Genomic DNA, 25,433 nt, shown 5'->3' on the forward strand with positions numbered 1-25,433 from the left:
TCAATAAGAACAAGCTGAGGAATATCAATGAAGACACATGCAAAAGTCGTAGTCATCGGCGGTGGGATTGGCGGTTGCAGCACGCTGTATCACCTGACCAAGGAAGGGTGGACCGATGTGGTGCTGGTGGAGCGCAACGAACTGACTTCAGGGACAACCTGGCATTCTGCTGCACAGGTGACCAACTTCGGCGCGGTTCAGACGATGGTGGGGCTGAAGAGCCACAGCATAAAACTTTACAAGGAGTTGTCTCAGGATCCGGATCATCCCATCAATTACCACCATGCCACCGGGGGGATCCGCCTGGCGTCGACCCAGGAACATATGGATGGCTATAAGCACTTTATCTCCCTGGCCAAGGGCATGGGGGTCGACTTTGAACTGATCGATGCTCAGGAGTGTGCCAAGCGTCATCCGCTGCTGGAGGCCGATGAAGAGCTGTTGGGTGGCCTTTGGGATCCACTCGATGGCGATATTGATCCGGCCCAGCTGACCCAGGCGCTGGCACGTGGGGCGCGTAAAGCCGGGGCGGAGATCTATCGCCACAACCCGGTGGAGAATGTCTATCAGAAACCCAATGGCGAGTGGGTCGTACAGACCAAGAATGGCGATATCACCTGCGAGATCATCGTCAACGCCTGCGGGTACCGGGTAAACGAAGTCGGCAAGATGCTGGGTGTCGAGTACCCCGTCATCTCGATGGAGCACATGTATTTCCTGACCGAGTCGCTACCCGAGCTGGAAGCCCGCGAGGAACGTGTCCCGCTGCTACGTGACCCGCGTGATGACTTCTACAGCCGTCAAGAGAAGAAAGGTCTGCTGGTCGGTATCTACGAACAACGCTGCAAGACCTGGGGCATGGACGGTATCGACCCCAACTTCGTCAATGCCCTGTGCCCGGATGATCTGGACCGCTGCTTGGACAACATGGAGCGTGTCTTCAAGCGCATGCCATGCCTGGAGCGCACCGGGATTCACAGCATCATCAATGGCCCCATCACCTATTCTGCCGATGGCAACCCGCTGGTCGGCAAGACCCCGGGGCTGACCAATGCCTATTCCATCATCGGCCTGCGTGCCGGGCTGGGCGAAGGTGGCGGCCACGGCAAGATTCTGGCCGAACTCATTGTGCATGGTGAATCCGAGTGGGACACCTGGTGTCTGGACCCGGCGCGCTTCACCGGTCATGCCAATACCGAGTTCACCGCGCTGAAGGCGATCGAGGACTATCAGAATGAATTCCGCTTCCACATGCCGCATGAGCATCGTGACGCGGGACGTCTGGCCAAGACCACGCCGTTGTATTCCGTGTTGAAGGAGAAGGGCGCCGAGTTCGGCACCGTCAATGGCTGGGAACGTGCACTGTTCTACAAGCCGACGCCGGACTTCGAGTTCAAGCACAGCTTCCGCTTTACCGAGGTGGACAAGATCGTCGCCGAAGAGGTCAAGGCGGTGCATGAAAATGTCGGCCTGATGGAAGTCAGCGGTTTCAACCGCTACGAGATCAAGGGGCCCAAGGCGGCAGAATGGCTGGATAGCCTGATGTGCGGCAATGTGCCGAAGAAGGTCGGCCGTGTGGGGCTGTGCTACTTCCTGACCGACAAGGGCAATGTCGCCGGTGAGGCGACGCTGGCCAAGTTGGCCGATGATCGCTTCTGGTACGGCTCTGCCGCCGCCGCCGAATATCACGACATGGAATGGTTGAAAGCGCGCCTGCCGGATTGTGGTGTCGAGCTGGTCCCCATGACCAATTCACACACCATCCTGGTCGTGAGCGGGCCGAAGTCACGTGATCTGTTGGCCTCTCTCTCGCCTCGCACCGACTGGAGCAACCAGGCATTCCCGTGGCTGACGGCCAAGAAGGTCTATATCGGTCATGCCGAGGCCATGGCGCTGCGGGTGAGCTTCAGCGGGGAACTGGGTTGGGAGCTGCACGTCCCCAACGAGCAACTCTATCTGGCCTACAAGCTGCTGGATGAAGCAGGACAAGCCTTTGATCTGAAGCCCTTCGGCTCACTGGCTACGGAATCCATGCGTCTCGAGAAGAGCTATCGCCACTGGAAAGCCGATCTGATCACCGAATTTGATCCCTTCGAGAGTGACCTGGGCCGCTTCGTGAAGATGGACAAGCCGACCTTCCCGGGCAAGGAAGCGCTGCTGGCCAAGGAAGGCAAGCCGATGCGCCGCAAGTTCGTCACCCTGGTGGTCGATTGCCAGCATGCTGCCGCGCACCCCGGTGATTCCATCTACGCCGATGGCAAGGTGGTCGGCACCGTGACATCGGCTGGCTACGGCTACCGGGTCAACAAGAACATCGCCATGGGCTTCGTGAACCCGGAGCACGCTGAAGAGGGCGCGGATCTGCATGTCGACATCATCGGTGAGCAGCATGCGGCACGTGTAGTGGCGGTGCCATTGCTCGATCCCGACAATGCGTTACTCAAGTCATGACGTTCGCGTGAGGTCTTGAGCCATCACATTGCAGTGCCGTGATGCGTGTTGTTGAGCAATGTTGAGAGCACCTCTCTGTCGTCGTTGTTTGGCGGGCCGTCATGGCCCTGCCGAGAGGTGCTGTCTCTCAATCACTGTTTCTCAAACACTCACTGCCTCTCAAACAATCATCGTCTCGCGCACACCGTTGCTTACAACAATACAAATCGACGCTAGTCGTGGAGGGATCACATGAAGATTCTGGTAGGTGTCAAACGTGTCATCGATCACAACGTACAAGTCAGGGTCAAGGCCGATGGCTCCGGGGTGGATCTCGACAACATCAAGATGGCCATCAACCCCTTTGATGAGGTGGCCGTCGAACAGGCCATCACACTGAAGGAAGCCGGCGTCGCCGAGGAAGTCATCGTCGTCTCCATCGGGCCGGACAAATCCCAGGAAACGCTTCGCCAGGCACTGGCAGTCGGAGCTGATAGAGCCATTCATGTGCCTTTCGACGGGAGTACCGAGTCGCTGTCAGTGGCCAAGGTCTTCAAGGCGCTGGTCGAGCGGGAAGGGGTGGACCTGGTCATGCTGGGCAAGCAGGCCATCGATGATGACTGCAACCAGACCGCCCAGATGTTGGGCGCCATGATGGACTGGCCGCAAGGCACCTTCGCTTCGACGTTGACCACGACGGACGGTGCACTGGAAGTCGTACGCGAGGTCGACAACGGCCTGGAAACGTTGGCGTTGTCCTTACCGGCGGTGGTCAGTGTGGACCTGCGTCTGAATGAGCCGCGTTATGCCTCACTCCCGGCGATCATGAAAGCCAAGAAAAAGCCGCTGGAAACCGTGGAGGCCAGTGAGCTGAGCGTGGACCTCACGCCACGACTCGAGCTGGTGTCGATGAGCGAGATGCCGGCACGCGAATCCGGGGGAGTGTTGGTCAATTCGGCCGGCGAACTCGTGGAAAAACTCAAAAACGAAGCCACCGTCATTTAAGGAGTGCGTCATGTCGATTCTTGTCATCGTGGATCACGATAATCGTGAAATTGCCTCGGCCACTCTCAATACACTGACGGCGGCACATCAGCTAGGCAGTGACATCGACCTGCTGGTCATGGGGCATGACTGTGAGGCAGTCACCCAGGCAGCCGCTCGGTTCAGTGGAGTTCGTCAGGTAATGACGGTAGACGCAGCACAATTCGCGCTGCCGGCAGCAGAAGATATGGCACCGATCGTCAAGGGGTGTGCAGAGGGCTATACGCACCTGCTGGCCCCAGCCAACAGCTTCGGCAAGAACCTGATGCCGCGAGTGGCGGCGCTGCTCGATGTCGCGCAACTCTCCGACATCAGTGCGGTAGTGGACGCCAATACCTTCGAGCGTCCCATCTATGCCGGAAACGTGCTGGCGACCTATCGCAGCCAGGAGGCGACCAAGGTCATTACCGTACGCAGCACCAAGTTCGAGGCCTTCAGTGAAATGGAGGGCAGCGCAGAGTGTGTGGCATTGCCGGCGCCGTCACCGCAAGAGAAAGCCCGAGTCATGGGGCGCTCCGCGCCACAATCCGAGGGCCCGGAGCTCGCCACCGCCCGTGTGGTCATTTCAGGCGGGCGCGGCATGGGGAACGGTGAGAACTTCGCAATGCTCGACAGCGTGGCGAACAAGATGGGGGCTGCCGTGGGGGCCTCGCGTGCTGCAGTGGACGCCGGCTTCGTTCCCAACGACTACCAGGTTGGCCAGACCGGCAAGGTGGTCGCACCTGAGCTTTACATTGCTGTAGGCATCTCCGGCGCCATTCAGCACCTGGCAGGCATGAAGGACGCCAAGGTCATCGTGGCCGTCAACAAGGATCCGGATGCCCCGATCTTCCAGGTCGCTGACTACGGTATCGTCGGTGATCTCTTCGAGGTCATGCCGCAATTCGATTCCGCTCTCTAAGAGCCCGACCCAGGAGCGTAAAAACAACAATCATGAAAAACAAGAATTCCTACATCCTCAAAGTCTCCTGCCCAGGACGTGTCGGCATCGTAGCGGCACTGGGCAACTTTATGTCCGACCGTGGTTGCTTCATCAAGGAACTGCACCAATTCGATGACCAGGAAACCGGTCGCTTCTTTTCGACCATCGAGTTTGTCTTTGAAGGGGATCGCACCTTCACGGTCGACCAGATGAAGGCGGCCTTTGAAGTCACTGCCATGAGTTTCGACATGGAGTGGGAAATCCATGATGCCTCGGAACGCGCCAAGGTGCTGATCATGGTGTCCAAATATGATCACTGTCTGCGTGACTTGCTGTATCGCCGTGCGACCGGCGAACTCATGATCGACATCACGGCCATCGTGTCCAATCACGAAGACCTGCGGGAGATGGCTGAGCGCGAAGGCATCGAATTCATTCATCTGCCAGTGACCAAGGAGACCAAGCCGCAACAAGAATCGCGCCTGCTGGAAATCGTCCGTAGCACTGATACGGAATTGGTCGTCCTCGCACGTTACATGCAGATTCTCTCCGACACGCTAAGTAAGGAGCTGGAAGGGCGCTGCATCAATATTCACCACTCCTTCCTGCCCGGCTTCAAAGGGGCTAAGCCGTATTACCAGGCCTACGATCGTGGTGTGAAGCTGATCGGAGCTACCGCACATTATGTGACGGGAGACCTGGACGAAGGTCCCATCATCGAGCAGATGGTCGAGCGGGTCGACCATGCCCATGATCCGAAGCATCTCACCCAGGTCGGGCGTGACATGGAAGCGCAGGCGCTGGCGCGAGCTGTCAAATATCACGTCTCGCATCGTGTCTTCCAGAATGGGTTGAGAACTGTCGTGTTCTGATGCAGAGGAGTTAAGCAATGAATCAGCTGAGTGCCTCCCAGGCAATCGAAGAGACGTGCAGCATCGTGATCGATGGCAAGGCCTTCGCCAAGCGGCTGCGAGGCGAAGTGGCCGAAGAGGTCGCCTCCTTCGTGGCCGACACCGGGCATCAGCCGGGGCTTGCGGTGGTGTTGGTGGGTAGTGATCCCGCCAGTCAGGTGTACGTTCGTACCAAGATGCGTCAGGCCGAAGAGGTCGGCATCGCCTCATTCCAGCATCTACTGGGGAGTGAGACGACCGAGGCGCAACTACTGTCACTGATCACACTGCTCAATGAAGACGACAGTGTGGATGGCATTCTCGTACAACTGCCGTTGCCTGAGCACATCAATGAAAGCGCTGTCATCGAGGCAATCGATCCTGCCAAGGACGTCGATGGGTTCCATCCCATCAATGTAGGCCGCCTGAGTGCTGGCGAGCCGGGCATGGTGCCCTGCACGCCACTGGGGTGTCTATTGCTGTTGCAAGATCGCCTTGGCGATCTATCTGGCATGAAGGCAGTGGTGGTCGGTCGCTCCAATATTGTGGGCAAACCCATCGGTCAGTTGCTGCTCAATGCCAACTGCACGGTCACCACACTGCACTCGCGTAGTCGGGATATGGTGGCGGAGTGTCGGCGGGCAGATATTCTCGTCGTCGCGGTGGGGTTACCGGAAATGATCGGCGCCGAGCACATCAAACCGGAGGCCACTGTCCTTGACGTGGGTATCAATCGCATCGAGAACGCTAAAGGCGAGAAGCGCCTGGTGGGGGATGTTGATTTTGACGCAGCGGCCAGCAAGGCCGGCGGCTTGACGCCGGTCCCCGGGGGGATCGGCCCGATGACCGTTGCATGCCTGATGCGCAATACCCTGGCGGCGGCGCGTCAGCGTTCACATACCTCGGTGACCGGGGGAGGAAAGACTTCATGAGTCAAGATGATCGCGAAGCCATGGAATTCGATGTCGTCATCGTCGGAGCAGGCCCATCGGGCCTATCGGCTGCCTGTCGGCTGATGCAACAGGCGCAAGCGAACGAGACAGAGTTAACAGTGTGTGTCGTCGAGAAGGGCTCGGAGGTCGGGGCCCATATCCTGTCCGGTGCCATTCTGGAAACGCGTGCTCTTGATGAGCTGTTCCCGGATTGGGAGGCGCGCGGGGCCCCTCTTGGTGTGCCTGTGGCTGAGGACCAGGTGCTTTACCTGCCCAATCAGGAGCGCACGTTGCAGTTTCCCGATTGGCTGGTGCCTAAGACACTTCATAACCAGGGCAACTACATCGTCAGCCTCGGCAACCTGTGTCGCTGGCTGGCAGAGCAGGCGGAGGCATTGGGGGTCGAGATATTCCCCGGATTCGCCGCCAGTGAGGTGCTGTATCACGACAATGGTGCCGTGAAGGGTATCGCCACCGGGGACATGGGGGTCAGTCGAGATGGCCAGCCCAACGACAGCTATATGCAGGGGATAGAGTTACACGCCCGCTATACGCTGTTTGCCGAAGGCTGCCGGGGCCACCTGGGCAAGTCGCTCTATCAGAATTTCTCGCTGGACGCCGAAGCCGACAGTCAGCATTACGGTCTGGGTATCAAGGAGCTGTGGGATATCGCACCGGAGCTCCATCAGCCGGGGTTGGTTGTGCATGGCACTGGCTGGCCGTTGAGCGATGGCACCTCAGGTGGCTTCTTCCTCTATCACGGCGACAAGCAGCAAGTGGTTGTCGGCTTGATCGTCGATCTGAATTACTCCAATCCGCATGTCAGTCCCTTCGATGAGTTCCAACGACTCAAACATCACCCGGCGCTGGCGCAATACCTGACGGGAGGCAAGCGCGTTTCCTACGGGGCGCGTGCCATCTGCAAGGGGGGCTACAACGCCTTGCCAAAGATGACCTTCCCGGGCGGGCTACTGATTGGTTGTAACGCGGGCACACTGAACTTCGCCAAGATCAAGGGCACACATACCGCGATGAAGTCGGGATTGTTGGCGGCAGAGACTGTCTTTGAAGCGCTGCAACAAGGCGATAGCGGCGGCAATGAGCTGCATGAGTATCGCGAGCGCTTCAAGGCGTCCTGGGTACACGAAGAGTTGTATGCCAGTCGCAATTTTGGGCCGGCATTGCACAAACTGGGGCCAGTGCTCGGCGGGGCCTTCAATTTCCTCGATCAGAATCTATTCCGAGGCAAACTGCCATTTCGTCTGCGCGATGATACCCCAGACCACGCTCAGATGAAGCCCGCCGAAAAATGCCGTGCTATCGAGTACCCCAAACCCGATGGCGTCCTCAGTTTCGACAAGCTCTCCTCGGTGTACCTCTCCAATACCCAGCATGCAGAAGACCAGCCCTGTCATTTGACACTGCAGGATGCGTCGATTCCGATCAGCGTCAACCTGCCCAGATATGAGGAACCGGCGCAGCGTTATTGCCCTGCTGGTGTATACGAAGTCGTGCAGGAAACGGCAGGCAAGCGCTTCCAGATCAACGCGCAGAACTGCCTTCACTGCAAGACATGTGACATCAAGGACCCGGCGCAGAACATTCGCTGGGTCGTGCCGGAAGGTGGCGGCGGGCCCAACTATCCCAACATGTAAGTCACTCATACCAAGACAACAACAATACAAGGAAGCAGTGATGATACCGATGAAACATATCACGTCGACATTGATACTCTCCCTGTCCAGTGGCCTGGCAAACGCTGCAGATGTCACCGTGGGCGTCCCCAACTGGCCAACCGCTGCGGCGACCAGCCACATTCTGAAAGTCGTGATGGAGGATTATCTCGGTCTGGATGTCGGGCTGCAGAATGGCACCAACGCCGTCATCTTCGAGGCGATGGACAAGGGCACTATCGACGTTCATCCCGAGGTGTGGCTCCCCAATCAGCAGAGTCTGCATGACAAGTACGTCAAGGAGCGCGGCACCGTGCTTCAGGACATGAATGGAGTGGAGGCAACACAGGGTATCTGTGTGACCCGAGAGGTATCAGAGCAATACGGCATCTCGTCCATCTATGATCTGACCAATCCCGAGACGGCGAAGCTATTTGATCGTGACGGGGATGGTTACGGCGAGCTCTGGGCGGGGCCGCCTGCTGCAGCCTCCAGCATGGTCGAAAGAATCAAGGCCAAGAGCTATGGCTATGATCAAACTATGAAGCTCTACGAGCTGGACGAAACCTTGTTTGTCGCCGAGCTATCTGCCTCAGACAAGGCTGACAAGCCGATCGTCTTCTTCTGTTATAGCCCGCACCAGATGTTCCAGATGTATGACCTGGTCCATCTTGAGGAACCCCCGCATAACCCGGATACCTGGCATATCATCCAGCCGACTGATGACCCTGATTGGCTGGAGAAGTCCAATGCCGACAGCGCCTGGCCGGAGGCCGCACTTTATATCCATTACGCCAAGAAACTCGAGTCCGAGCAACCTGCTGCCGCGAACCTTCTGAGTCATGTAAATCTGGATCTCGAACAGATCAATGACATGAGTTACGCCCTGACCGTCGACAAGAAAGACCCTGAGGCCTACGCCCATGAATGGGTGGCTGACCACGCGGATCTTGTGGAGTCATGGCTTGCGCAGTGACGCCATGCATGACAATCGACTGACAAGTGAGACGACTCCTGCCTTTCCATGAGGGGAGGGCATCAGTCATGGATTCGCCCACTGGCTTGGCTAGAGTCACGGCGCTGCCGACAGGACAAGGGGTACGCATCATGCAGGAAACGGTCATTCGCCTGGAGGGTGTCTGGAAAATCTTTGGTCAAAACCCTTCGGATGTCTTGAAGGCCATTGAAGAAGAGGATCTGGACAAAGCGAGTGTCAGAGACAGATACGACTGTGTCGTCGGGATCTCTGATGTCTCCTTCAGCGTCGAGCGCGGTGAGATATTTTGCATCATGGGGTTGTCGGGCAGTGGCAAGTCGACCTTGATTCGCCACTTCAATCGGCTCATTGAACCTACCTCAGGCACCATCGAGGTGCTTGGCAAAGACATGGCGACACTGTCGCGCGATGAATTACGTGATATACGCGCCAAGAATATTGGCATGGTCTTTCAGCACATGGCATTGCTTCCCCATCGCAGTGTGCTGGATAACGTCGCCTTTCCACTCGAGGTCCAGGGGATTCCCAAGTCCAAGCGTTGGGATATCTCCCAACATGCCCTGTCCCTCGTCAATCTCGATGGCTATGAGGATTATTACCCCTCTCAACTTTCTGGGGGGATGCAGCAGCGTGTCGGTCTGGCGAGGGCGTTGGCCAGTGACCCAGAAGTGTTGTTGATGGATGAGCCATTCAGTGCACTGGATCCCTTGATTCGCCGTGAGCTTCAGGACCAATTCGTATCACTGACCAAGACGCTCAAGAAGACCACCATCTTCATCACTCACGACCTGGATGAGGCGATCCGTATCGGCGATCGGATCGCCATCATGAAGGATGGTCAGCTGGTGCAGGTGGGAACGCCTGAGCAGATCGTCATGCATCCTGAAGACGATTACGTACGTGAATTCGTCAAGGATATCTCGAACCTCAAACTCATCTCGGCCAGCGCGATCATGCAGGAGATTGATGTCGAGATGCTCAGTGATGCAGATGCGATGCGCCAAGCGCCACGTGTCACACAAGAGACGTCTCTGGAAGCATTGATCGAGGTATCCACCTCCAGCGACTTGCCCGTACTCGTCACTCAGAGCGATGGCGAGGAGGTCGGCATGATTACCAAGGACAGGCTGCTGTTGGGTATCCGGGGAGGGCAACAGGATGAAAGATAACGTGAAGCCATCGACGGTATCAGGAACCGATCATTCGGTTCAGAATTTTGCCGACAGAAACGGCAAGTACTACGAGACAAAATTCCACAAGGTGCAGTCACATACCGGCATGGCGTGGACCTTCAATGTCACCGCTGCCGTCTTTGGCCCACTGTGGGCTGCATCACGACATCTCTGGGGCATGTTCTGGTTGAGTGCGATCGCCTGCCTGTTGGCGATGGTGCAGATCGGCAAGGGCCTCTGGGGGGAGCTTGGGGCAGAACAGATCTCCCGCGCCACTGGCTTGATGGCCAAGTCAGAGGAAATGGCCGAGAAGGCCAGGCTGGCCCTTGAGGCGGGGGCGGCCAACGCGGACTCCCTGCAACGTGCCTCGGATAACCTGCAGCAAGCCGCGGAAAGGATGATGACCGCGGCCAATGCCTCAGCCTCCGGTGGCAATGAGTTGATGCTGTGGGGTGGGGTAGCCCTGGTGGTGATCATGGTCTTACAGGGTCTGGTCGCGATTCCTGTCTATGAGAAGAAGTACTGCCGCTGGCGGGTCAACAAGCGGGAACGTAGTGGTTTCAGCTGGCTGAGTCTCTTCTATGGGGTGCTTGCCCTGGTGCTGATATACCCGGTCACGCTCTATCGCTACACGGTTGAGAAGCCGGTCAGCTGGTTGCTGGCATTCCCCAGCAATCAGGCTATCTACTCCTCTACGGCTAGCTGGACCGACGGTGCCTTTGATTACATCGCCCTTCACGGCGGGAGTGTCTTTGACGGCATCGCCAACGGCATCAGCCTGCTGCTCGACACGCTTGAAGTCATTCTGGTCGATACGCCCTGGCCGGTGATCATGATCCTGACGCTGGTCATGGCCTGGCGTCTGGCGGGGCCCAGAGTCGCCATCTTCACCGCAGCGGCCCTGGGCTACCTGGCATTCCTGGGCTTCTGGGAAAAGAGCATGTCGACGATAGCGCTGCTCGGAGCCGCCGCCACGATCTGCGTGCTCATCGGTGTCCCGCTTGGCATCTGGTGTGCCAAGAACCGGTACGCGCATGCCGTTACGGAGCCCGTGCTGGACTTCATGCAGACCATGCCTGCCTTCGTCTATCTGATACCCATCATCGCGTTCTTCGGGACCGGCAAGCCACCGGGGATCATGGCGACCATCATCTTCGGGCTGCCGCCGGTCGTCAGACTGACGGCATTGGGCATTCGCCAGGTGCCACCCACCATCGTGGAGGCAGCATTGGCCTTCGGCTGCACGCGACGCAAGCTGCTGCTCGATGTCGAGATTCCCTTGGCGATGCCCAATATCATGACCGGGGTCAATCAGACGATTCTGATGTGCCTGTCGATGGTGGTCATCGCCTCCCTGATCGGTGCCGAGGGCTTGGGGTCTGATGTGCTGATGGCGCTGCAGTACGCCGCCAAGGGGCAAGGATTGTTGGCCGGTATCGCCATACTGCTGTGCGCCATGGTGATTGACCGTATCGTGCAGGGGCGCTTCAAGAGCGTGGCGTGACCCGTCATTGCCACTTGGAAAGCGAGAAGGACAAAGAGCGCAGAAGGACGAAGAGCGCAGAAGGACAGAGGTAGACGACAAAGGCCCGCTGCATCAGCAGCGGGCCCTTGTCGTTGTGATGCACTGCTGGCGGGTCAGCGCACCTCTGTTCGCGTCAGCTGCCAGTTGGCATGGCTCAGCGCTGCTTGAGCTGATCACGCAGGCCCGTCGGGACCTGTTTGATGATCAGGCGGTCACTCGCTTCATCGTATTCCACCGAGTCGCCCAGCAGGTGCGAGTCAAAGCTGATCGAGACGCCCGCGGCGCGCCCGGTGAAACGCTTGAACTGGTTGAGCGTCTTCTTGTCCGGCGGGATTTCCGGTGACAGCCCATAGTCACTGTTGCGAATGTGGTCGTAGAAGGCTTGCGGGTGCTCTTCATCGATCAGCTCTGACAGCTGGTCCAGCGTGATCGGCTCGCCGAGCTTGGCCTGATCGGTGGCGTAATCGACCAGGGTGTCGGTCTTCTGCCGGCTGGCTTCCTCGGCCATGTCTTCCTTCTCGACATAGTCGCTGAACGCCTTGAGCAGGGTGCGGGTTTCCTGGCCGGCATCCCGCTGCTCCTGTGCGCCCAGCGTCTCGGCGAAAGCTTCGGCGAGCTTGGTGCGTCCGCGATCGCGCGCCCAGGACAGATAGGGGTGAGACGTCGAACTGCCTTGCCACTGACTGATATCCAGTCGTGCGGCCAGTGACATCTGGGTCATGTTGAGCTGTCGGGCGGGCGTTACCGCGAGGGACTCGTCGATCGCGAAGCCATCACGATGGTGCAGCAACGCCATGAACAGATGACGCGTCTCACCCTGTTGGTGATCCACCACCAGCAGATGGCCGCCTGTCGGGAGGTTGTCATCGATCAACGGCATGAGTCGACTGGCAAGCGTCTGGGTCAGGCTCGAGAAATCGGTATCACCTGCGAGGAAAGACGCCAGCTCGGCGGGGAAGGCAGCAGGCGCGTCTTCATTGAAACGGCCCCAGTTCTTGGCCTTGCCGTGGTAGGCATCATTGAGCCCGGACACCAGATCCTCCAGTGCATCGGATGCCGGCAGGGCGGTGGCGGCAGGCACCAGCTGGGCCGGCGTCTCGCTATTGCCCTTGTCGATACGGTGAATGATGCTGTGCAGGATCGGCATGGAAACCTCCCTCGGCTGCGATGAACGGGCTGGGGATGATACCTGCCACGATTCGGCAGCGGTAGGGCTGTAGTGGTCAACTAGGCTTGGGCAGTATGATCAGGCTCCTCACGGGGGAGCGGTCGAAATACCCGTAGTGAATACTTAAACCCACTGCCAGTTGCAGTAACCTTCCAATCAACTCGCGATGTCTTTTTATCTTTAGTTGTATTGTCTGACGATTCGAATTCCACCCAATAAGAACGGGACGGCGAATGCCGTCCCGTTCTGTTTCACCTGCTCACTTTGATGATAACTTTACAAAGCCTTCTAGGTCCTTAGGTCTCACGATGGCCGTCGACCAAACGATTTACCCCGGCAGGGTTGCCGTCACGCAGTGCTTCAGGTAGCAGGCCCTGTGGCAGGTCTTGATAACATACCGGCCGCAGGAAGCGATAGATCGCTGCGCTGCCCACAGAAGTGGTACGCGAGTCTGAGGTGGCAGGATAGGGTCCACCGTGGACCATGGTGTGGCATACCTCGACGCCGGTTGGCCAGCCGTTAGCCATCACACGACCAGCGCGACGCTCGAGCACAGGCAGCAGCAAACGGGCTGCGCCCAGGTCGTCTTCGTCCATCTGCAGGGTGGCGGTGAGCTGGCCTTCTAGCGATTCCGCCACGTGCTTAACCTCGTCGAGGTCGGTGCACTCAACCACCAGTGAAGTGGCACCGAACACTTCGGCCTGTAGCGTCTCATCGCTCATGAAGTCCTTGGCAGAGGTCAAGAACAGCCCGGTCTGGCAAGCATTTTGGCTCTCGCCAGTTGCGCCGCGGGCGACTTCGCGGGCAGTGCTACTTTGCAGAAGACCATCGACGCCCTGCACGTAGGCATCATGAATGCCTGGGGTCAGCATGGTCTGGGCCGCGGAGTCTTTTACCGCCTCGCTGGCGGCGGCCACGAAAGCATCGAGTGCCTCGCCCTTTACTGCGATGACCAAGCCCGGGTTAGTGCAGAACTGGCCGGCTCCCATGTTCAAAGAGCCGACAAAGGCATTACCCAGTTCCTTGCCACGTGTCTTGAGTGCTTCAGGCAATAGGAACACTGGATTGATTGAGCTCATCTCGGCATAGACGGGGATCGGTTCGGGGCGTTCTTGGGCTGTTTGCATCAGAGCGGTGCCGCCCGAGCGGGAGCCGGTGAAGCCCACCGCCTTGATGCGCGGATCGCGAACCAATGCCTGGCCGAGCTCACGTCCGGAGCCATAGAGTAGTGAGAACACGCCTTCGGGCAGTTCGCTTTTGGCTACGGCGCGTTGTATGGCGCGACCGACCAGCTCGGAGGTGCCGGGATGTGCAGCGTGAGCTTTGACAATGACTGGGCAGCCTGCGGCCAGCGCCGAGGCAGTGTCACCGCCGGCAACGGAGAACGCCAACGGGAAGTTGGAGGCACCAAACACGGCGACGGGGCCCAACGCGATGTGACGCTGGCGCAGGTCGACCCGCGGCATTGGCTGACGCTCAGGTAACGCAGGGTCAAGGCGTACATCGAGCCACTCGCCATTGCGTACGACCTGTGCGAAGAGGCGTAGCTGACCGCATGTACGGCCCCGTTCACCCTCGAGTCGGCCACGGGGCAGTCCGGACTCTGCCATGGCGCGCACGATAAGATCATCCCCGATTGACTCGATCTCCTCAGCGATGGTTTCGAGAAAGCACGCACGGACTTCGAGGCCAGTCTCGCGGTAGGCATCAAAGGCTGTCCAGGCCAGTTCACAGGCATGCTCGACCTCCGCTCTCGAGCCTGCCTTATAGCCGGGTTCGAGGGTTTCGCCGGTAGCGGGGTCCACTGCGTGGATGGCATTGCCATTGCTGAGTACGGCCTGTTGGCCAATGAGTTGTTTGCCTTCCAGGGTCATATTGTCTCCTGACTCATGGTTGAGATAAATGCTAATGGTCGTTCTTGAAGCGCTTTAGTAATGGCCACGTGTGGCGAGATGGGAGAAGAGTGAGCGTAGCCCGTAAGTCCAGGCTGGCAGGCGATCGCTGTGATCGACGTGATTGATCAGGGCGCCGAGACTGGGCGTCGCGATGGTCACGCGATCGTTTAGGTGGTGAGTAAAGCCTTGGTCGGGGCCATCACGATCTTGAACAGGCGAGAACATAGTACCGAGAAACAGCATGAAGCCGTCGGGATACTGGTGATGAGTGCCGTGGGTCTGCGATACCAGCTCCAGCGGATCGCGGCTGATCTCGCGCATGTCACTAGAATCTTCCAGCACGAAGTCATCATCGGCCCCCTCGATGCGCAATGAGACTTGCGCGTGGCGAATGGTATCCATCGTGAAGTGATCATCGAATAAGCGGATGAAGGGACCGATGGCACTGGAAGCATTGTTATCCTTTGCCTTGCCCAAAAGCAGGGCGCTACGTCCCTCTATGTCGCGCAGATTAACGTCATTGCCGAGGCTGGCACCCCGTGGAGTACCTGAGGCATCTACGGCGAGAACTATTTCGGGCTCGGGGTTGTTCCAACGCGAAGCGGGGTGCAGGCCGACGGACTCTCCGAATCCCATTGATGAGAGCGGCTGAGCCTTGGAGAACACCTCGGCATCTTCACCGATGCCGACTTCCATATACTGCGACCAGGCGCCGCGGGCTTGGAGATCGGCTTTAAGAGCCAGGGCCTCGGGAGAGCCTGGCCGTATACGTGACAGGTCACCGCCGATCAGGGACTGAATCTCGCGACGTAGTTCTCCGGCGCGCTGCGGGTCGCCAGCAGCCTGCTCTTCGATCACGCGCTCGAGTAGGCTGACAGCGAAGGTTACACCACAGGCTTTGACTGCCTGCAGATCGCATGGCGCGAGCAAGCGGGGAGCATTGCTTGAGTTGTTCAGCGAGTTCTCGAGTAAAAACTCGACACGCCCCAGCGATTCGCCGTCGACATTTCGAACAAAGGCGACAGGATCTGCTAGGTCGAGCAGGTCGGCGATGGTCGCGATTTGTGTAGAGATGTCTAGCACCTCGCCATCGCGGACGATCACGATTGCAGGGCCTGGGTGCTGCGTCTCACGCCAGACTCGGCCGATCAGCACAGCTCGATCGAGATCATGAGGGAGACATTTATGGATATCGACGTGATGCATACTCATTCCTGGGGCTGGTAGTGTATGGCTGGGTCTGTCACGCGGGGCAAAATTCGTCCGGCGGCCATCAGGTTATCGGGATCGAAAAGTTGCTTGAGATCGGAGATCAACTCGCGTTCAAGCTCGCTGAGACCATCGAGGAAAGCGGTCTGCTTGGTGCGTCCGATACCGTGCTCGGCGCTGATGCTGCCCTGATAATCCTCGACGATGGCGAATAGTTCTGTTTCGAGTGCGTGAAGCAGAACGCGCTTGGCAGTGAGATCCAGCTCGGCAGGCGGCAGCAGGTTGAAGTGAAGGTTGCCGTCGCCGAGATGCCCGTAGGCGATGACTGTGGTTTGAGGAGAGATTGCAGCCATGGCTCGGTTGGCTTCATTAAAGAAGTTACCCAGCGTGGAGATCGGTAGCGCTATATCGGTGCGCAGATGCTCACCATGGAGCTGCTGTCCCTCAACCATGGCTTCGCGAATCCGCCAGAGGCGAGCAGCTTGGGCGTCGCTGCTGGCTAGCACACCATCGAGTACTTGTCCGGCTTGCATGCCACTATCGAAGAGGTGCTCAATCATGGCTTCGAGATCGACTGGGCCGCTGGCGGTTATTTCCAGCAGTACATAGAACGGTGCTGGAGTCTCCAGTGGATCGGGCAAATCGGGTGCTGCCTCGAAGGCGAGTTCTAGGCAGGCACGTGGGATCAGCTCGAATGCGCTCAGGAGTTCGCAGCAACTGCGCCTTGCCAGAGCATAGAGTCCTAGCGCAGCGAAAACGTCTGGCACAGCGACCAGCGCGGTGCGCGTTTCTTGGGGCTGAGGGAATAGCTTGAGAACCACTCCAGTGATGATGCCCAGCGTGCCTTCGGCTCCGATGAACAGCTGCTTTAGGTCATAGCCACGGTTGTCCTTGTGCAGCGCACGCATTCCATTCCAAATACGCCCGTCGGGCAATACTACCTCCAGCCCCAATACTAGCTGGCGCATCATGCCGTATCGTAGAACGTTGAGTCCGCCGGCATTGGTTGCGACGTTTCCGCCGATCTGGCAGCTGCCTTGGGCACCGAGGCTTAGGGGGAAGTCGCATTCGTGTTCTGCGGCCACGTCCTTGACAGTCTGTAGTACGCAGCCACTGTCCACGCTCAGGGTGAAATTTAGAGGGTCGATCTCACGAATCTGGTTGAGGCGCTCTAGACTGATTACCAGTTCTGGTTGCTCGGCATCGGGTAGGGCGCCACCAACTAGGCCGGTATGACCGCCTTGCGCGACCATGGGCACCCGATGACGGTGGCAGAACTCGACAATCCCGGCCACTTCTTCGGTAGTTCGTGGGCGTGCCACAGCTAGGGGGCTGCCGAGCCTATCGCCTGCCCAATCTACTGCGTAGCGCGACATGTCTTGCGACGACTCCAAGATGCCGCCCTCACCAAGTAGCGCGTTCAAGGCGTATATGACTTCTGAAGAACTAATGTTCATACCGAGCTCCTCTTCCTTGATCTGGAGGGGTTAGCGGAACCATAGAACTAATCCGGGGAAGGCCAGGAATAGGGCTAGTAGGAGGAGTAGTGTGGAATAGAAGGGCAGTAGGCTCTTGACCAGGTGCTCCATACTGACCTTGCCGACGCCGCAACCGACGTAAAGCACGGTACCCACTGGAGGTGTGATCAAACCGATGCCAAGGATGAACGACATCAATACACCGAAATAGACCGGGTCGATGCCGAGCTTAACTACTATTGGAGTCATCAGCGGGGCAAGGATGACCATGGCGGGCGTCAAGTCCATAAAGAAGCCGACGATGAGCAGGAATAAGCTCAAAATGCCCAGGATTACGAACATGTTATCCGACAACGCCGAGAGACTAGCGACCAATTGTTGGGGGATCATATTGGCAGTTAATAGCCAGGCCAGAACATTGGCGAAAGCCAACAACAGCATGACGACCCCGGTAAGCTTGCCGGTAGCGATACAAAGTTGGAAGAAACGCTTCAGCGGCAAGCTGCGGTAGACGAACATTGACACTGCTAGAGCATAGAGAAGTGCGATTGCGGCACTTTCAGTAGGCGTGAAGACCCCGCTCAGAATCCCTCCCACGATGATCACAGGAAGCAGCAAAGCCAAAAAGGCGCTCTTTAATGCAGCCAAGAGTTCGCTGGCATCGAAAGGCTGGGCCTTGCCATTCTTTTTCGACTGTAGATAGGTAGTGACGGCAAGCCCCAAAGTGATCAATATCCCTGGAACTATTCCGGCCAAGAACAATGCCGAGATCGATGTGCCGGTAACAACGCCAAACAGAATCATGGGGATTGATGGGGGGATGATGATGCCTACCACCGAGGCAGCAACGATTATCGCAGTTGCCATCGGGGCCGAGTAACCATGGCGCTTCATGGGATCTATCATCATGCTTCCGACAGCCGAGGCATCAGCGACTGCCGAGCCGCTGATGCCCCCGAAGAACATTGAGGTCAGTACTGCAACTTGCCCGAGCCCTCCGGAAATGAAGCCGACCATGGCGCTAGCGAGCCGCACCAAACGCTTGGCGATACCGCCTTCACTCATTACCTCCCCTACTAGGATGAACAAGGGGATCGCTAGCAGTGGGAAGGAATCAAGACCGTTAACAGCCTCCGAAACGATGGGGCTCAGTGCGTAGTCAGCAGAGACGAATATGAACAGGCTGATAGCAGCGAGCCCGAAGGAGATCGGCATGCCGATCACGATGCATAATGCTAGGCCTAGCAAAAGGCTCCAGAGAATCATTTCGGGCTCCGCTTTAGCAGCTGAAATAGGAAGATCGTATTGGCAATCAATGTCAGAACCGCCATGACGGGCATGGCACTGTATAGCAGGGTTTTAGGAAGCTTTAGCAGTGGGGTTGTGCTGATGTAGCCGGCGACCAAGTGCTGGAAGCCGAGGAGGATACAAACGCATACGACATAGATGATTAGTACTGAGAGAATGCCGAAGAATCTACGGATCTTCGGTGGCGCCATGTTCTTGAAGAAGGTAACCGAGACATGCTCGTTGTTGAGGCTGCCTAATCCGGCGCCGAGCAGCACTAGCCAGATGAATAGCACTCGCGATAGTTCTTCGGCCCACACGAAGGAGTAGTTGAGTACGAAGCGACCGAAGACGTTAGATACCACACAGAAGACGACCCCCAGGACCAACAGGCCAATGACGATCTCGAGGCTGCGCTTGAGCAACCCCAGTACTGAAGAACGTGAGGAGATTGAGCTAGCGTTCATGGCGGACTCTTATGACTGGCGCGTTTGAGGTATAGGCGGGACGACGCTGGCCGCCCCGCTACGGCATATCCGCGTTTATTGTGATGCCTTTCGGATCGCATCGATCAGCTCACCGCCGATCTCGTCGCGCCAATCGTCATAAACCGGGGCCAGTTTCTCTTGGAATACTTCGACTTGCTCCGGAGTTAGTTCAGTTATCTGCATCCCGGCCTGCTTCAGCTGCTGCTTGATTTGGTCGTTCAGGGTACGGCTAACTTCGCGCTCGTAGTCACCCATCTGCTTGGCAGCGTCTCGCACCAACTGCTGATAGCCTGCAGGTAGGCGGTTCCAGAAACGTTCGGACACCAGCGTAATAAAGGGCGTGTAGACATGGTTAGTCTCACTGGCGTAGTCCTGCACCTCAATGAACTTAGAGGCTTCGATAGTAATCCAGGGGTTCTCTTGGCCGTCCACCACACCCTGTTCCAGCGCTGTGAATAGTTCGGCGAAAGACATTGGGGTCGGGTTGGCACCGAGCGTTCGCCAGATATCTAAGTGAATATCGTTCTGCATTGTACGAATCTTCAGGCCGTCCAGGTCGTCGGGGGACGTAACCGGTGTAGCGCTATTGGTCAGCTGACGATAGCCATTTTCGGCCCATCCAATAGCGACAAGTCCTTGTCGTGAAGCGTCATCGAGCATCTTCTGACCGATCTCACCGTCCAAGACCTTATCGGCAACTTCTGGGGTGGGGAATAGGAATGGCAAGTCAAAGACGGCAAATTCCGGGAACATTCCCACTAGAGGTGAAGTGGAGGGAGCGGTCATCTCGAGTGTGCCGGACTGAAGGTTGCTGACGGCTTGAAGGTCATCTCCAAGCTGGGCGCTATGGAAAAGTTCGACCTGGATGTGGCCATCGCTGCGCTGTTCGACGATCTTTTCGAAGTACTCTAGACCTCGATATTGGGCACCGGACTGAGTGGTGCCGATACTGAACTTGATCTTGAAATCACCTTCAGCTTGGACAACGTCGCCTTGGACGGCAGGAATTGGTGGAATTTCAGGTGCGGCGCTGGCCTGTAAGGTGGTCAAACCTAGCAGTGTGGCGCCGATCAGAGAAGTCACACGCGTCATTGTGGTTGTGTGCATGCTTGGTTCCTTGATATGGCTAGCGTGTCTACGTTTTGCGGCGTGCCATCCGAGCGCAGTGCGCTACGTGTGGCTGAGAATGGTTGCATTAATTTTGGTTATGTTTGTCAATGCCTCCTGTATGTTCAACTTACACGAGGAGGCATCTGATGAGACTTGGCCATTGGTCGAAGTGCTGCGGATATGTTGAAGGTCAAATCATTGCTGCCAAGCTTCACCACCTGGGAACTGAAAGCGTGCCAGTGATTCGGGGTGCATAGTGATGCTGTACCCAGGGGCCTCTGGCACTAGATAGCGGCCCTTATTGATACGAACCGGGTCGAGGAAGTGCTCGTGCAAATGATCCACGTACTCAAGAAGTCGACCCTCGAGCGAACCGGAAACGGCAATGTAGTCAAACAAGGATATATGTTGGGTATATTCGCACAGCCCAACGCCTCCACCATGTGGGCAAACTGGAACGTCGTACTTGGCTGCGAGCAGCAACACCACGATCACCTCGTTAAGCCCACCCAGCCGTGCAGCGTCTAGCTGACAGAAGTCAATTGCCTCGGCTTGGAGTAGCTGCTTAAACATCACCCTGTTGTGACAGTGCTCACCAGTGGCAACACCGATTGATGGAGCAAGGCGGGCGCGGATCTCTGCATGGCCAAGGATATCGTCCGGGCTGGTGGGCTCTTCGATCCATAGCGGGGCGTACTCTGCGAGGCTGCGCATGTTCGCGATAGCCTCGTCGACATCCCACATCTGGTTAGCATCCATCATCAGGGTGCGCTGCCAACCAATTTCTTCGCGTAGAATTTGTGCGCGCTGCCGATCTTCAGTCAGGTCACCACCGACCTTCTGCTTGAAATGCTCCCAGCCCTCTGCAAGTGCCTCTCGCGCCAAGTGACGCACTTTGTCCTCGGTGTATCCGAGCCACCCCGCTGATGTCGTATAGCCCGGATAGCCGGCCTCTCGCATATACGCCTCGCGCTTGGACTTTCCAGACTCGTTACGCTTGAGGATTGCCAGTGCTTCGCCTGGGGTCAGGGCATCGCTGACGAAACGGAAGTCCAGACAGCGCACTAGTTCTTCAGGGGACATGTCGGCTAACAGCTTCCAGATGGGCTTGCCTTCGCGCTTAGCCCAAAGGTCCCAGATGGCGTTGACGATAGCGGCACATGCAAGGTGGATAACTCCTTTCTCTGGGCCCAACCAGCGCAGCTGGCTATCTCCACTGGTTAGGTCTCGCCAGAAGCTACCCATGTTGGCTGTTATCGCTTCCAGTTCACGCCCCACGATGCGTGAGGATAAGGAATTCACGGCAGCTACACACACCTCATTTCCGCGACCGATGGTGAAGGTCAGGCCGTGACCCTCGCGCCCGTCGTCTGCATCTGTGGAAAGTACTACGTAAGTGGCCGAATAGTCGGGGGCAGCATTCATGGCATCTGAGCCGTCTAGGTCCCGTGAGGTTGGGAAGCGGATATCGCGCACTTCGAGGTGAGTTATGGTGGTCATCTTTGCTCCTAGGAGGTCGTTTTTTAAATCGTGGTAGGGTCAAGCGTCCTAGCAGCGTATGTGTACTCTTTGATATCTATCCAATCAAAAATAAGTTTTAGCGATTCGTTTTGGTTATCGGTGGTCTGGTGCCGTGATGTTCTGCGGGTGGGGGGGCACAGCATGGGGAGAAATTCACCTTAAAGAAATTTTTGAATACGAATGTATGTTTCTTGGTTGTTGTCCTTAAGTGTCATCTCGTGGAAGCATTGGTGGTTCCCCCCCCTAGCAATATCTATTTCGAGGTGCTGGCATGGAACTGATCAATAATTTACATGTGCTGGTCAGGCTGGATGATGCTGATAATGTAGGTGTTGCTACCCGAGCTATCCCTCAAGGCTATCCTGTTGACGGTAGCCAACATCTTGCCAAGCAGAATATCGATGCAGGACACAAGGTGGCGGTGATATCGATCGCTAACGGCGAAGAGATCATCAAATACGGTCAAGTCATCGGTGTTGCCAGTCGAGATATTGATATCGGCGAGCACGTGCACACGCATAACTTGGCAATGCGTGAGCGCGACTCTTCATTGATGAATTTCGTTTCAGCCGAGAAGACGGCGGTGATGGCAAATGATCGGACCTTCGACGGCTACCATCGAGACAATGGTCAGGTTGGGACACGCAACTACATTGGCATCCTATCGACGGTGAATTGTTCGGCGACGGTGGCCAAGATGGCGGCGGAATCACTCAATTCCAGCGGAGATCTCGAGGCGCTGGGGTTTGATGGTGTTGTTCCGGTTACTCATGGATCAGGGTGTGCCATTAACACCGAGTCCGACGGCTTCACTTTCCTCGAAAGAGTGATAGCGGGGTACGCCCGACATCCTAACTTTGCTTTCGTGCTAATCATCGGTCTGGGCTGCGAGACGAATCAGGTCAAGAAACTGGTCGAGAAGTCAGGCCTGACAGATATCTCACACATTTATTATTTCAATATTCAGGAGGCAGGGGGCACTCGCGCGAGCATTCGACTGGCCAGCGAGAAGGTGCTGGAAATGGCTCGCGCGAAGGGGCCCGTGGTGCGGCGTCCGGCGGCGCTAAATCATTTGACCGTGGCGCTGCAGTGCGGTGGTTCTGACGGTTATTCGGGTATCTCAGCTAACCCAGCCCTTGGCCATGCTGCAGATCTTATTGTGAAACACGGCGGGAACGTGATCTTAAGCGAGACGCCTGAGATCTATGGGGCGGAGCATCTATTGCTTGATCGTGCCATCGACAAAGAAGTGGCGGTCAAGTTGCTAGAGCGCCTTGCCTGGTGGAAGCATTATACTCGCATTAATGGGGCAGAGCTCAACAATAATCCGTCGCCGGGCAACAAGGCGGGAGGCTTGTCGACGATTCTCGAGAAGTCGTTGGGAGCGGTGGCTAAGGGTGGAACATCGAGCCTCAATGATGTACTCGAATATGCCCAGCCGCTCGTGAGAAGCGGACTCAATTTCATGGATAGCCCCGGTTATGACCCAGCATCGGTGACCGGGCAGATTGCTTCGGGGGCCAATATGGTCTGCTTCACCACCGGGCGGGGGTCGGTATCGGGCTTCAAGCCTGCGCCTTGTCTTAAGCTTGCGACCAACACTCGTATGTTCGAGGCCATGCGTGAAGACATGGATATCAACTGCGGTATCATCGTCGAAGGGGGGGGGAGCATTGATAGCGTTGGTCGTGAGATATTCGAACACATCATATCGGTAGCCTCCGGTCAGCTCAGCGCTAGCGAGACTCTTGGTTACGGTAATAACGAATTCGTACCTTGGATGGTTGGAGCAATTACCTGATCAAAACGGGGGAGCTCTCGTAAATATATTGCTAAAGGTGATTATGTAATTTTTTGTCAATTGATTATATGCAAAATGTACTGAATTAGCGGTAATATTACGGTGATATACCTTACGAAATAGCCCTTGTCGGATATGATGGGTGGCGTCATGGTTATCGACCGCATGCCACCCTTAATTACCAGCTTTCGCATAGCCGGCTGGGGCTTTTCGTAAACAATCGGATGGAGTCGCACAGCTAGACTTCGACGTCCGGTAGTGTCACAGCGCTGGTTAGTAGTACGGCGTAGGCGCCGGTATCCACCTTGACGGTAGGTAAGACCGGCTGTTCCGCCACACGGGCCATGGCTTCAAGGTCGCGATTCGCGTGGCGGAACAGTTGGTTAAAATTGGTTTTGAAGAATCGAGCGCCGGCGCTGATGGCCTACAGATTCCCAAGAATCACCAGCGGCGGTAAGGCGGCTTTAAATGCCGCGAGCACCGGTGTAAATGGTGTAGATGGAGCGGCTCGCGGTCATCAGTAGTCGGTTGCGGTCCTCGCCGGCGAAGCAGACATTGGCACAGACCTCGGGCAGTAGGATGCGCCCGATGCGCTCACCCTCGGCGGTGAAGATGCTGACGCCGTCCTTGCCTTCGCCGCCGGAGGTTCCGACCCAGAGATTGCCGTCCTTGTCCACGGCCATACCATCGTAACCTTCGCCCTGACCTTCGACCAAGCGCTCGCCGTCTGAAACGGCCTTGCCGTCCTCCGAGAGCATGAATCGGAAGATGGCGGGTGGCTGGTCGGGATAGTGCGATGGCGCGGTATCGGTTACGTAGAGTGTGCGCCGGTCCGGGCTGAGAGCGATGCCGTTGGGCTTGTAGGGCGCTGTGGTCAGGCGCAGCGGCTCGTCCAGGGTATCGTCAACGTAATAAACAGCCGGCTCGATCTCCAGATCGCGCTTGTGGCCCTCGTAGTCCACGTGAGCGCCGTAACCGGGATCGGTGAAGATGATGCCGCCGTTGGGCAGCGTGACCAAGTCATTAGGCGCGTTGAGACGCTTGCCCTGCCAGTCGTTGGCCAATACGGTCACGCTGCCATCCCACTCGTAGCGAACCACCCTGGCGGGCGAGTGCTCGCAGGCGATGAGCCGGCCGTGGTCGTCGAAGGCATTGCCGTTGGAGTGACCGACCTTGTGGCGCAGCACACTAACCGTGTTACTGGCCTCATCCCAGCGCATCTGGCGCGCGCGGGGGATGTCGCTGAACACGGCAAAGCGACCGACGGCGTTCCAAACCGGACCTTCGAGCCACAGCCCGCCGCTCCAGATCCGCTGCAGCGGTGAGTTGAATAGCATGTAGCGTTCGAACCGCTCGTCGAGCACCTCCCAGCAGTCGTTAGGATAGCGCTCGGGCGCTTCGGCGCGGGCGAATAGGGAGGGCGAGCTCGCCGCAGCGGTCAGTGCGGCGGTCCCAGCTAGGAATTGACGGCGTCCAATCGTCATATATCACCTCATGTGAAAGCGTATTTGTTGTTCGGGGGTTCTTTAATGAGAATGACCTGATGGAACGTATGTGTAACTGCGACATACGTATGGTTAACATTTGCAGGGGGTGGGGTTGCCGACGAAGGAAAATGGCCGCCACGTCGTTGCGAATTTCGGGCTTGCAGGTGACACCCGATGAGGCGTATTTCTCTTGACCACTGTACAAAGCGGCCTGATGATGTTGATGATCCGATCCGAGCTTGGATAAGCTGTCAGATGATTCAAAGAATGAGGGCAGTTTCAGCTGTGTAACCCAAAGATCTGACATAACTTCTGTCTCGTATGGCTCGGCGGTCTCAATGACCAAGTGCAACACGTGACCCATCAGGTACGGTGTTGCCATGAACCACTGCTATCGCCATCTT

At 57.1% G+C, this 25,433-nt stretch carries 19 protein-coding genes; 10 read left to right on the top strand and 9 right to left on the bottom strand.

The features are described from left to right. Positions 1–27 precede the first annotated feature (27 nt). From R2R70_RS03910 to R2R70_RS03950, 9 genes are all read left to right on the top strand, one after another. On the top strand, positions 28–2,451 hold the full coding sequence (locus R2R70_RS03910; RefSeq protein ID WP_410977310.1) for a GcvT family protein: 2,424 nt from the start codon (positions 28–30) through the stop codon (positions 2,449–2,451). Positions 2,452–2,682: 231 nt separating this feature from the next. Continuing rightward, positions 2,683–3,435 (top strand): electron transfer flavoprotein subunit beta/FixA family protein, encoded by a 753-nt coding sequence (locus tag R2R70_RS03915; protein WP_410977311.1) that lies wholly within the window; start codon positions 2,683–2,685, stop codon positions 3,433–3,435. 10 nt (positions 3,436–3,445) lie between these two features. Continuing rightward, a complete protein-coding gene (locus R2R70_RS03920; RefSeq protein WP_054555820.1) occupies positions 3,446–4,375 on the top strand; it encodes an electron transfer flavoprotein subunit alpha/FixB family protein in 930 nt (309 codons plus the stop codon). Between the two features lie 32 nt (positions 4,376–4,407). After that, positions 4,408–5,268 carry a formyltetrahydrofolate deformylase gene (purU, locus tag R2R70_RS03925; protein ID WP_054555821.1) on the top strand — a complete coding sequence of 287 codons (861 nt, stop codon included), beginning with the start codon at positions 4,408–4,410 and terminating at the stop codon, positions 5,266–5,268. Positions 5,269–5,285: 17 nt separating this feature from the next. Then, a complete protein-coding gene (gene folD, locus R2R70_RS03930) occupies positions 5,286–6,218 on the top strand; it encodes a bifunctional methylenetetrahydrofolate dehydrogenase/methenyltetrahydrofolate cyclohydrolase FolD (RefSeq protein WP_410977312.1) in 933 nt (310 codons plus the stop codon). Further along, complete coding sequence (locus R2R70_RS03935; RefSeq protein ID WP_131432943.1) at positions 6,215–7,873, top strand: electron transfer flavoprotein-ubiquinone oxidoreductase; 1,659 nt, start codon at positions 6,215–6,217, stop codon at positions 7,871–7,873. Before folD ends, R2R70_RS03935 begins: the two co-directional genes overlap by 4 nt. Before the next feature lie 40 nt (positions 7,874–7,913). Further along, complete coding sequence (locus tag R2R70_RS03940) at positions 7,914–8,867, top strand: glycine betaine ABC transporter substrate-binding protein (RefSeq protein WP_165874018.1); 954 nt, start codon at positions 7,914–7,916, stop codon at positions 8,865–8,867. Between the two features lie 68 nt (positions 8,868–8,935). After that, positions 8,936–10,057, top strand: a complete 1,122-nt coding sequence (locus tag R2R70_RS03945) for a glycine betaine/L-proline ABC transporter ATP-binding protein (RefSeq protein WP_235506975.1) — start codon at positions 8,936–8,938, stop codon at positions 10,055–10,057. After that, entirely contained in the window at positions 10,047–11,564 is a 1,518-nt protein-coding gene (locus R2R70_RS03950) for an ABC transporter permease (protein WP_410977313.1), read from the top strand. Before R2R70_RS03945 ends, R2R70_RS03950 begins: the two co-directional genes overlap by 11 nt. Positions 11,565–11,739: 175 nt before the next feature. Here R2R70_RS03950 and R2R70_RS03955 read toward each other — a convergent pair whose 3' ends face one another. The 8 genes from R2R70_RS03955 to R2R70_RS03990 all read right to left on the bottom strand — a co-directional run bounded on the left by R2R70_RS03955 (position 11,740) and on the right by R2R70_RS03990 (position 21,720). Beyond that, positions 11,740–12,732 (bottom strand): nucleoid-associated protein, encoded by a 993-nt coding sequence (locus R2R70_RS03955; protein WP_131431768.1) that lies wholly within the window; start codon positions 12,730–12,732, stop codon positions 11,740–11,742. Between the two features lie 317 nt (positions 12,733–13,049). Further along, positions 13,050–14,627, bottom strand: a complete 1,578-nt coding sequence (locus R2R70_RS03960) for an aldehyde dehydrogenase (NADP(+)) (protein ID WP_107335118.1) — start codon at positions 14,625–14,627, stop codon at positions 13,050–13,052. Positions 14,628–14,681: 54 nt separating this feature from the next. Beyond that, positions 14,682–15,854, bottom strand: coding sequence for a fumarylacetoacetate hydrolase family protein (locus R2R70_RS03965; RefSeq protein WP_107335117.1), 1,173 nt, complete (start codon positions 15,852–15,854; stop codon positions 14,682–14,684). A 2-nt stretch (positions 15,855–15,856) separates the two neighbouring features. Beyond that, positions 15,857–17,314, bottom strand: a complete 1,458-nt coding sequence (locus tag R2R70_RS03970) for an FAD-binding oxidoreductase (protein ID WP_410977314.1) — start codon at positions 17,312–17,314, stop codon at positions 15,857–15,859. A 30-nt stretch (positions 17,315–17,344) separates the two neighbouring features. Then, the gene (locus R2R70_RS03975; protein WP_107335115.1) at positions 17,345–18,601 is read right to left on the bottom strand and encodes a TRAP transporter large permease; all 1,257 of its coding nucleotides are present in this window, start codon (positions 18,599–18,601) and stop codon (positions 17,345–17,347) included. Then, positions 18,598–19,089, bottom strand: coding sequence for a TRAP transporter small permease (locus tag R2R70_RS03980; protein ID WP_317292870.1), 492 nt, complete (start codon positions 19,087–19,089; stop codon positions 18,598–18,600). Before R2R70_RS03980 ends, R2R70_RS03975 begins: the two co-directional genes overlap by 4 nt. A 75-nt stretch (positions 19,090–19,164) precedes the next feature. Beyond that, the gene (locus R2R70_RS03985) at positions 19,165–20,217 is read right to left on the bottom strand and encodes a TRAP transporter substrate-binding protein (protein WP_107335113.1); all 1,053 of its coding nucleotides are present in this window, start codon (positions 20,215–20,217) and stop codon (positions 19,165–19,167) included. Between the two features lie 198 nt (positions 20,218–20,415). Then, on the bottom strand, positions 20,416–21,720 hold the full coding sequence (locus R2R70_RS03990; protein ID WP_284727642.1) for an L-fuconate dehydratase: 1,305 nt from the start codon (positions 21,718–21,720) through the stop codon (positions 20,416–20,418). A gap of 292 nt (positions 21,721–22,012) precedes the next feature. On the opposite strand from R2R70_RS03990, the gene R2R70_RS03995 reads away from it, so the two are divergent. Beyond that, a complete protein-coding gene (locus R2R70_RS03995; protein ID WP_410977315.1) occupies positions 22,013–23,542 on the top strand; it encodes a UxaA family hydrolase in 1,530 nt (509 codons plus the stop codon). 464 nt (positions 23,543–24,006) lie between these two features. On the opposite strand, the gene R2R70_RS04000 is transcribed toward R2R70_RS03995, so the two are convergent. Then, complete coding sequence (locus tag R2R70_RS04000) at positions 24,007–25,026, bottom strand: SMP-30/gluconolactonase/LRE family protein (protein ID WP_410977316.1); 1,020 nt, start codon at positions 25,024–25,026, stop codon at positions 24,007–24,009. Between the last annotated feature and the right edge of the window lie 407 nt (positions 25,027–25,433).

Origin of the sequence: Cobetia sp. SIMBA_158 (assembly GCF_046566945.1) — a bacterium.
GTDB lineage: Bacteria > Pseudomonadota > Gammaproteobacteria > Pseudomonadales > Halomonadaceae > Cobetia > Cobetia amphilecti.